We start from the raw sequence: 8,216 nt of genomic DNA on the forward strand, positions 1-8,216 counted from the left end.
TTATTGTTTAAGAAATCTTTTATTATCTTTTTTTATAAAATGATTAGTTTTGTCTAAGTACTCTAATATCGCAATGATTGTTTTTCTGGGAGCTTCAACAACATTTTTTATATTTTTTATATCAATGTAGCCTTCTTTTTTAGCAAGGTCTATGCAGCTTGATAAAATTTTGTTTAAAGAGTTAACGGGTATGTAAATATTATCAGCAAGTTTTTTTAATTTATCCCTATTTTGTAAGAAAACGATTATTTTTTCTGCTTCATTTTTAGGGATATTAAAAGTTTCAGAAATATTTGTGGCATTTGTTATAGAAAGATTTTGTTTCATGGTATTTAAGATATCATAAGCCTTTTTTTCAAAAGGTGTTAGTTTATTTTTATTAATTATGTATCCTGTTATTGTATATTCATTTTTTGGTAATTTTTCCTTTATTGTATCAATAACATAATTTTTCAATAATTCTGGCAATTGATTAAAGTTTTCAAATTCAGACAGACTTATAATTTCAGAGAATTTTATTTTATTTAATATATTTTCGATAATGTAGTTAATTTTGTTTTTATAAAAGATTACATTTGATAATTTGCTAATATTTAGCTCATTTAACAAATTAGCAAACTCATCAGTTGTCAGATGAAGGAACTGATGTTGATTTTTAAAGATATAGTATCCTGTATTTTTGAGCAGTATCGACAGAGCTGTTTTGTAATCTTTTTTAGCGATTGTATTTAGAAAACTAATCAAATCCTTTTTATTTAGGTTTATATCATCACAGAATAAAGTAGTGATACCAGCTATCGTTAATTGAGGTGAACCGCTTCTAATTAGCATTTTCTCAGTAGGGTATGTAATAATATCTTTTTCTACAATAATTTTAGCAAATGCTTCTTCGCCTTTTTTTATCTCTTTTTTATCAAGTAATATTATTTTTGCATAGGTTGAATCTGTTCCAAAAAATAGAAGATATTTTTTATTTGTTTTGATGGTGAAATTTTTATGAATATTTTCAAATAGTTTTATTTGAGAATAAAATACTTGGGTAGAGTAATAATCCCCTTTATGAACGATATGGCCTCTTAATATTTCATCTTTTTTAATATCACTCAGATTTATGGCAACTCTCATGTTTGGTAAAATTTTTTCAATGGGTTGTCCGTGGTTTTGTAAAGATTTAATTTTGGCAGTTTTATTTAGAGGAGATATTGTAATTAATTCGTTTTGTTTCAGAGTGCCAAAGGTTGAAGTTCCTGTAATAACTGTTCCTAACCCTCTTAAACTAAAAACTCTATCGATATGCATTAGAAAAGGGTAATGTATTTTATTATCATAATAATTTTTTGCGTATTTTATGATTGTGTTTTTTAGATTTTCCATAGTGGTTTTATCATTTATTGATGTTTTGATTAAATCAATATTTTTAAAGTTGTATTTTGATAAAAATAAATTTATTTCGTTAATTCGTTGGTTAATAAGAGAGTTATCAACTAAATCTATTTTGTTTAAAGCAATAATTAAATTTTCTACATTTAAATAATTAATGATATTGCAATGTTCTATAGTTTGAGCTTTAATCCCTTCTTTTGCATCTATTACTAAAAGAGCGATATTAAAATTTGTTGCACCAGCTATCATATTTTTAACTAATGATTCATGACCAGGAACGTCTATAAAGGATATAACAAGATTATCAGCTTTAAAATGTGCAAAACCTAAATCGATTGTAATCCCTTTTGATTTTTCCTCTTTTAATCTGTCAGGATCAATCCCTGTGAGCGCTTTAACAAGAGAAGATTTGCCGTGATCTATATGGCCAGCAGTCCCTATAATAACTGATTTATAGCCCATGATAGACCATTAGCTATTGTTTGTAAATCTTCTTCAAAGATAGTCCTAACATCTAAAATTAATTTATCGTTTTGGACACGAGAGATTATTGGTGGTTTAAATTTTCTTAACATTTTTTCTAATAGGTGAGGTTTTAGTGATTTATGAGTAATGAACAGTGCGATAGATGGTTGGGTTATCATTGGACAGCTGCCACCACCAGAGTAAGTTTCTATCTCTTTAATTTCTATATCTAATTGGTTTGTATTTTCTATTTTTGTTATCAATTTTTTAAGTTTTGTAGCCTTTTTTTTAAGAATTTCAAGAGATTGCGAAAACAGCTGGTTTGTTTTGATTTCTTCAAATTTTTCTAATAAATACAATTTTAAGGTTTCTTGTAATATTGCTAAAGTGATTTTATCAACTCTTAACATTCTCAAAAGCTGGTTTTTTTTCAATTCATCTATTAAGTGTTTTTTTCCTAAAATAATGCCAGATTGAGCTGAGCCAAGCAGTTTATCACCACTGGCACTTACTAAATCGTAACCATATCCAATCAAATCGGATAATAGAGGTTCATTACAATTTTTTATATGGTTTAGACTTCCACTACCAAGGTCACAATATGATAAGATATTATATTTTTTAGCAAGTTGAGGAATATCTTTGTAATCAACCTCTTCGAAGAAACCTATAATGGCATAATTACTTTTATGGACTTTCATTATCATTGACGTGTTTTCTGTAATATTCGATTCATAATCTGAGATTTTTGTTTTGTTAGTAGTTCCAACTTCTTTTAGTATAGCGCCACTATTTTTAATTACTTCTGGTATCCTAAAACTGCCACCTATTTCTACCAATTCGCTTCTTGATATTAAAACTTCTTTATTTCTATTAAATGTATTATTTATCAAAAAAACTGCTGCAGCATTATTGTTTACAATTATGGCATCTTCACAACCCGTTAAAATTTTTAGATATTCTACAGCATGATGATATCTTTCACCTCTTTCGCCTAAATCTAAATTATATTCTAAGTTAGAATAGCCAGATAGGACTTTTAGAACATTCTTGATAATATTTTCAGAAATGGGTGCTCTTCCTAAATTTGTGTGTAATACAATCCCTGTGGCATTAATTACATATTTAAGTGTCCCTTCTATTAGATCGTTATATTGTTTTTTTATGTTAGAGCTAAAGTTAGCTTCATTAATTTCTACTTTTTCATTATTTTTGATTTTTTCTCTTAATAAATCTAATTCATTATCAATGAGATAACTAATAATCTTTCTGTTATATGATAAATCAAAATAGGATAACAGCTTATCTTTTTTGGGTATATTCCTAAATAAATTCATTTTTGCATTTTTATTTCATAACAATAATTTTTGTTAAAACTGCTGTATCCCCTAAACCTACTTCTAAATTTGTTTTGATTATTCTTGCTGTTAAATAATCTCCACTTTTGAAAATAACTTGAGCTTCACCTGAGTAAATTTTTCTTTTATAACCACCCTCATCAATTGTTTTGTAAATAGTGTAAATGTCTCCAACTTTTGCTGTGTTATTTTCATCATATATGATAGCATTAAGCCCTTCAGAAGCAAATCTTACACCATCTGTAAAATAAACAATTTTCCCTTCTTTTTTATTCTCAATATCTTTAAACTGTTTTGATAGTGATATCATATATTCTTGACTTTTCTCACAGTAAAAACCTTTGCTAATTGGTTCATAAGATTTATTAATGAGAGCCAAAGCAGTATTGTCTGATTCAATAGATTTTATGGTAGCATAACCTGTAACTTTCATTATGTATTCATTTTTATCTATTTTTTCAATTTGCTGGTATAACACAATATGATCATTAATATCATAATCGTTATTTAATATGCGAATAATATTTCCTGTAGAGGCATAATATTTTCCTTCTTCTACTGATAGTATTTTACAGTTTGGAAGTTTATCTTTTATAAACTCAAAACTGTTTAACTTTAATTTACTTAGTGAGTAATGAACTCTCATTAATGATTCAGATTGATTATTAATATTTTCTTTTTTTTCTGTCTTTTTCAAAAGAATTGATGAATCTTTATTAATCTTTTCAAATTTATCATCTAAAATTGGTATAATGAGCTTTTGCTTTGGAAAAATTAGATCTGGATTGTTTATGTCTGTGTTATATTTCCACAAAATTGGCCAAAGAAAATAGTTCCCATAATATTTCCCTGATATGTCCCACAGAGTATCACCTTTTTTAACAGTGTAATTTTCTGCAAAAAGTAGTGAACAAGAAAAAATAAAAATTATTGTGATAATAGAAATTATTTTACTCATAACCAACTCCAAGTTCATTTAATTTTTGTTTTGCTAAATTAGCAGCTCTTGCTGCAGGATAATTATCTAATAAATATTTAAGATACTTTACAGCGTTATCCTGGTCTCCTATCTCTAAATAGGCATAAGCCATTTTTAAGTATGCATCAGGCACTTTGTTGCCTTGAGGGTATTTTTTAATTAATTCTTTCATATTATCTATGCATTTTATATAGTCTTTTTGGCTGTAATAAATTTCACCAATCCAATAAAGCGCATTATCAGACAAATCATCGTTAGGATATTTATTTAAAAATTCGTTAAACTTATTCATACTTTCAAAATATTTCCCTTGCATATAAAGTTCATACGAATAAGAATATAGTGAAGTTTTATCAGTTGTATTATCTTCGATAATAATAATTTCACTTGATTCTGTATTTTTGGAAGTATTAACATTCTCATTTTTGTTAGGTTTAATGCTTATTTGTTTGTTAGTATTTTGTTTTATTGTTTCAAACTTATAGTTTAAATTATTTAGCTCATTTTTTAATTTGGCAATTGCTTCAGAATTTACTTTAATATTTTCGCTATTTACATTTATTTTTCTATCTAATTCTTGAATATTTAACTGTAACTCAGCAATGGATTTTTGTAAATTCATTATATCTGAGTTTAGGTTTGATATTGATTGCTTAATGACCTCATTATTTTGAGCACATGAGATTAAAAATATTAATAAAATAATTGTTAAAAATAACTTTTTATGTTTCATTTTACCCCCTCTATCAAAAATTTATCTATTGTGTTAACTAATATATTCAAATCTGGCTTACCTATAAAAATATTTGCTCCAATACTTAAAACTTTTCTTTCATTTTCTTCACTTGCTAAAGAGGAAAACACAACAATAGGTATGTTTAATATTTTCATTTTTTCTCTAATTGTTCTTATAATAAATGTACCATCAGCTTCAGGCATCTCTAAGTCAGTTACGATTAAATCAGGCAATTGGCTTTTTACAGCATTCAATAGATTTTTTCCGTTTTCAAAATCTTGGACAATATATCCTGCTTGTTTTAAAGTATTTTTTAATAGTTTACGAATAACAAGTGAATCTTCTGCAATATATACCGTTTTATTTTTTCTTTTATCAGCTAATGAAAAATCTATACTTACTTCATCAAAATTTGTGTCAGGATTTATTTCTGAAGCTATTTTTTCAAAATCTAACAACTGAATTAATCTATCTTCAATTTTTACTACTCCCAAAACAGTTTCTGCAAGTCTAAAGTCGGCTATGCTTGAGTAATCTTTTATGTCAGCCCATTTTACTCGATGTATTCTGTTAATATCATCAACAACAAAACCGTGAAATTTGTGATTAAAATAAGTAATAATAACTTTTGATTTTTTGGGGTAAAAATCTGTTTTTAGGTTAAGGCATTGAGCCAAATTAATTATTGGTATAATTTTGTTTCTAATATTTGCAGATCCTATTATAGCTGGATGAGCATTTGGAATACGGACTGTTTCTGGCATTCTGATAATCTCTCTAACTTTGGCAATATTTATACCGAAATGATATTTTTTATCAGCATCTATAATAAATTCTACTACTTCAAATTCGTTTGTACCAACTTCTAACAATATATCGTGGTCTAAAGCCAAAATACGCTCCAAAAGTATAATATAACTTCTTAAACTATAATAACATAATAAATAATCTTATTCAAGTTTAATAACTTGACAAAGTTATAAAAGTTAACTATATATCGCAAAGTCAAGCCGGAGTGGTGGAACTGGTAGACGCGCTGGACTCAAAATCCAGTGGGAGCCAATCCCGTGGGGGTTCGAGTCCCCCCTCCGGCATTCTTGTTTTTTTTGTTTATAATTCAAAATATTTTGTAAAATCCTTGACAAAACTCATAAAACCATTTAAAGAATTCGCACATTGCCCCCGTAGCTCAGGAGGATAGAGCACAGGATTCCTAATCCTGGTGTCAGAGGTTCGAGTCCTCTCGGGGGCGTCTTTGTTATCAATAAGTTGCAGACAGATTCTGATCTTTATATTTTTTGGTGTTACCTTTATATATTTGATTTTACGGAAGATTTTATACAAAATTATTAAGTGCCTTTATAGAAGTAGATTGGTTATGAAATTTATCGGCATATAAGTCTGTTGTGTAACATCCCATAGTGCAACTAATTTTATGTAAGATTTTTATCCTCCTGTAATCTACTGTATTTTTCAGCCCGTTTATTTCTCAATACTGCTAAAAAATAATCCCAATGTTTCATCTTTCGTGATTTGTAACTGTCATTCATCTCTAATATTACTAAAAATAATACCTTCTCTAACGCTTTCTTATTATTAAATACCTTTATAACTTTTGTCCTCCTTTTAACCTCTTTATGAAACCTCTCTAACGGATTAGTAGTATAAATATAAGGCTCATTAAAGCTGGATATTTCAAATATGTCATTAATTCTGGTAAATCCTTTTCCCATAAAGCAATCATTTCTGGATATTTTGCTGACCATTTCCTGCAAAATTTTTCATAATTACTCAAAAAACCATTCATTTTTCAAATAATTCAGCTAAATTATAATTATTCATTGGGGAATACCTCCTTTTTCTGTTTTTTGTGTGCATTAGTAGATTGCAGGAGATATACCTCTTTTTCGATTCTTACACTAAATTCTTATACACTACTTTTGTATTTTTAAGTTTTGTTGATTTGTAAATTTTGATGGTATAAAATATAATTATGAATGTATTGTTGGTCTATCCGAGATATCCAAAGACATTTTGGAGTTTTGAGTATGCCCTATCTTTTATAAATAAGAAAACAAGTTTACCACCTCTTGGTTTATTGACAATTGCTGCAATGTTACCAAAAGATTGGAATCTTAAGCTTATAGATATGAATATTAAAGAATTAAAAGATGATGATATAAAATGGGCAGATTTGGTTTTGATAAGTGCAATGTCTGTTCAAAAAGCTTCTGCAAATGAGGTAATTCAAAGGTGTAAAAAATATGGTGTTAAAATAGCAGCTGGTGGTCCTCTTTTTACTGTAGAATACGAATTATATAGTGAAATTGATTATTTAATAATTGGTGAAGGTGAGATTGTTTTGCATAAAATGATTGAAGATTTTATGAATGGTATTACATCTAAAGTTTATAAGGCTGAGAGTTTTGTTGATTTGAGAGTATCACCCATTCCTTATTGGGAGCTTATAGAAAATATTAATGACTATGCAACATTGAGTATTCAATATTCTAGGGGGTGCCCTTTTAGTTGTGATTTTTGTAATGTCACATCTATGTTTGGTCATAAAGTTAGGACAAAATCTTCTGAGCAAATCATTTTAGAACTTGAAAAAATTTATAACTTGGGTTGGAGAGGTGGCGTCTTTTTTGTAGATGATAATTTTATTGCTAATAAGAATAAGGTAAAAAACGATTTATTGCCAAAACTGATACTATGGATGAAAGATAAAGGATACCCTTTTGAGTTTTTAACACAGGTTTCTATTAATATAGCAGAAGATGATGAGTTAATCGATTTAATGATAAAAGCAGGGTTTGATACTGTATTTATTGGAATAGAAACACCAAATGAAGAAAGCTTGAAAGAAAGCAGTAAATTTCAAAATATAAAAGTTAATATGTTAAATTCTATAAAAAAATTGCATAATAAAGGTTTACAGGTGCAAGGTGGTTTTATTGTTGGATTTGATAATGACCAAGAGGATGTATTTGAAAAACAGATTAATTTTATTCAGGAAAGTGGGATTATTTCTGCTATGGTTGGGATATTAAATGCACCTCCTGGGACTAAATTATATGAAAGATTGAAAAAGGAGAATAGATTAGTTGATGTGATATTTACTGGTAATAATACTGATATTTTTTTCAATTTTATACCAAAAATTGAACCAAAGAAATTAGTAGATGGTTATTTAAAAATTGTTAATACAATATATTCTCCTACGAATTATTATGGTATTTATTTTTTATGTTACTTAAATATAATGCTATGTTCGCTGTTAAGCTGGGACAGA

The 8,216-nt window shown here is 27.7% G+C and carries 6 protein-coding genes, 2 tRNA genes and 1 pseudogene; 3 read left to right on the forward strand and 6 right to left on the reverse strand.

The window, feature by feature from the left end; all coding sequences use genetic code 11:
* The 5 genes from selB to OWM07_RS03470 are packed head-to-tail and all read right to left on the reverse strand — an operon-like array spanning window position 1 to window position 5,814.
* Window positions 1–1,845 (reverse strand): selenocysteine-specific translation elongation factor, encoded by a 1,845-nt coding sequence (gene selB, locus OWM07_RS03450; RefSeq protein WP_423302269.1) that lies wholly within the window; start codon window positions 1,843–1,845, stop codon window positions 1–3.
* Window positions 1,821–3,185, reverse strand: coding sequence for an L-seryl-tRNA(Sec) selenium transferase (gene selA / locus OWM07_RS03455; protein ID WP_423302270.1), 1,365 nt, complete (start codon window positions 3,183–3,185; stop codon window positions 1,821–1,823). Before selA ends, selB begins: the two co-directional genes overlap by 25 nt.
* 10 nt (window positions 3,186–3,195) lie before the next feature.
* Entirely contained in the window at window positions 3,196–4,164 is a 969-nt protein-coding gene (locus OWM07_RS03460; protein WP_423302271.1) for a LysM peptidoglycan-binding domain-containing protein, read from the reverse strand.
* Window positions 4,157–4,918, reverse strand: a complete 762-nt coding sequence (gene ybgF, locus OWM07_RS03465) for a tol-pal system protein YbgF (RefSeq protein WP_423302272.1) — start codon at window positions 4,916–4,918, stop codon at window positions 4,157–4,159. Before ybgF ends, OWM07_RS03460 begins: the two co-directional genes overlap by 8 nt.
* The gene (locus OWM07_RS03470; RefSeq protein WP_423302273.1) at window positions 4,915–5,814 is read right to left on the reverse strand and encodes a chemotaxis protein CheV; all 900 of its coding nucleotides are present in this window, start codon (window positions 5,812–5,814) and stop codon (window positions 4,915–4,917) included. Before OWM07_RS03470 ends, ybgF begins: the two co-directional genes overlap by 4 nt.
* Before the next feature lie 116 nt (window positions 5,815–5,930).
* On the opposite strand from OWM07_RS03470, the gene OWM07_RS03475 reads away from it, so the two are divergent.
* Together OWM07_RS03475 and OWM07_RS03480 are read left to right on the forward strand one after the other, a co-directional pair.
* A tRNA-Leu gene (locus OWM07_RS03475) sits at window positions 5,931–6,015 on the forward strand.
* An 84-nt stretch (window positions 6,016–6,099) separates the two neighbouring features.
* Window positions 6,100–6,173 (forward strand) — tRNA-Arg (locus OWM07_RS03480).
* Between the two features lie 181 nt (window positions 6,174–6,354).
* Here the strand turns inward: OWM07_RS03480 and OWM07_RS03485 are convergent.
* Window positions 6,355–6,719 (reverse strand): annotated as a pseudogene (locus OWM07_RS03485) (transposase); the annotation flags it as partial.
* Window positions 6,720–6,914: 195 nt separating this feature from the next.
* Between OWM07_RS03485 and OWM07_RS03490 the strand changes: the two are divergent.
* The coding region (locus OWM07_RS03490) for a B12-binding domain-containing radical SAM protein (protein ID WP_423302274.1) at window positions 6,915–8,216 on the forward strand (1,302 nt) is incomplete at its 3' end.

Source organism: Deferribacter thermophilus, from assembly GCF_049472675.1.
Lineage (GTDB): Bacteria > Chrysiogenota > Deferribacteres > Deferribacterales > Deferribacteraceae > Deferribacter > Deferribacter thermophilus.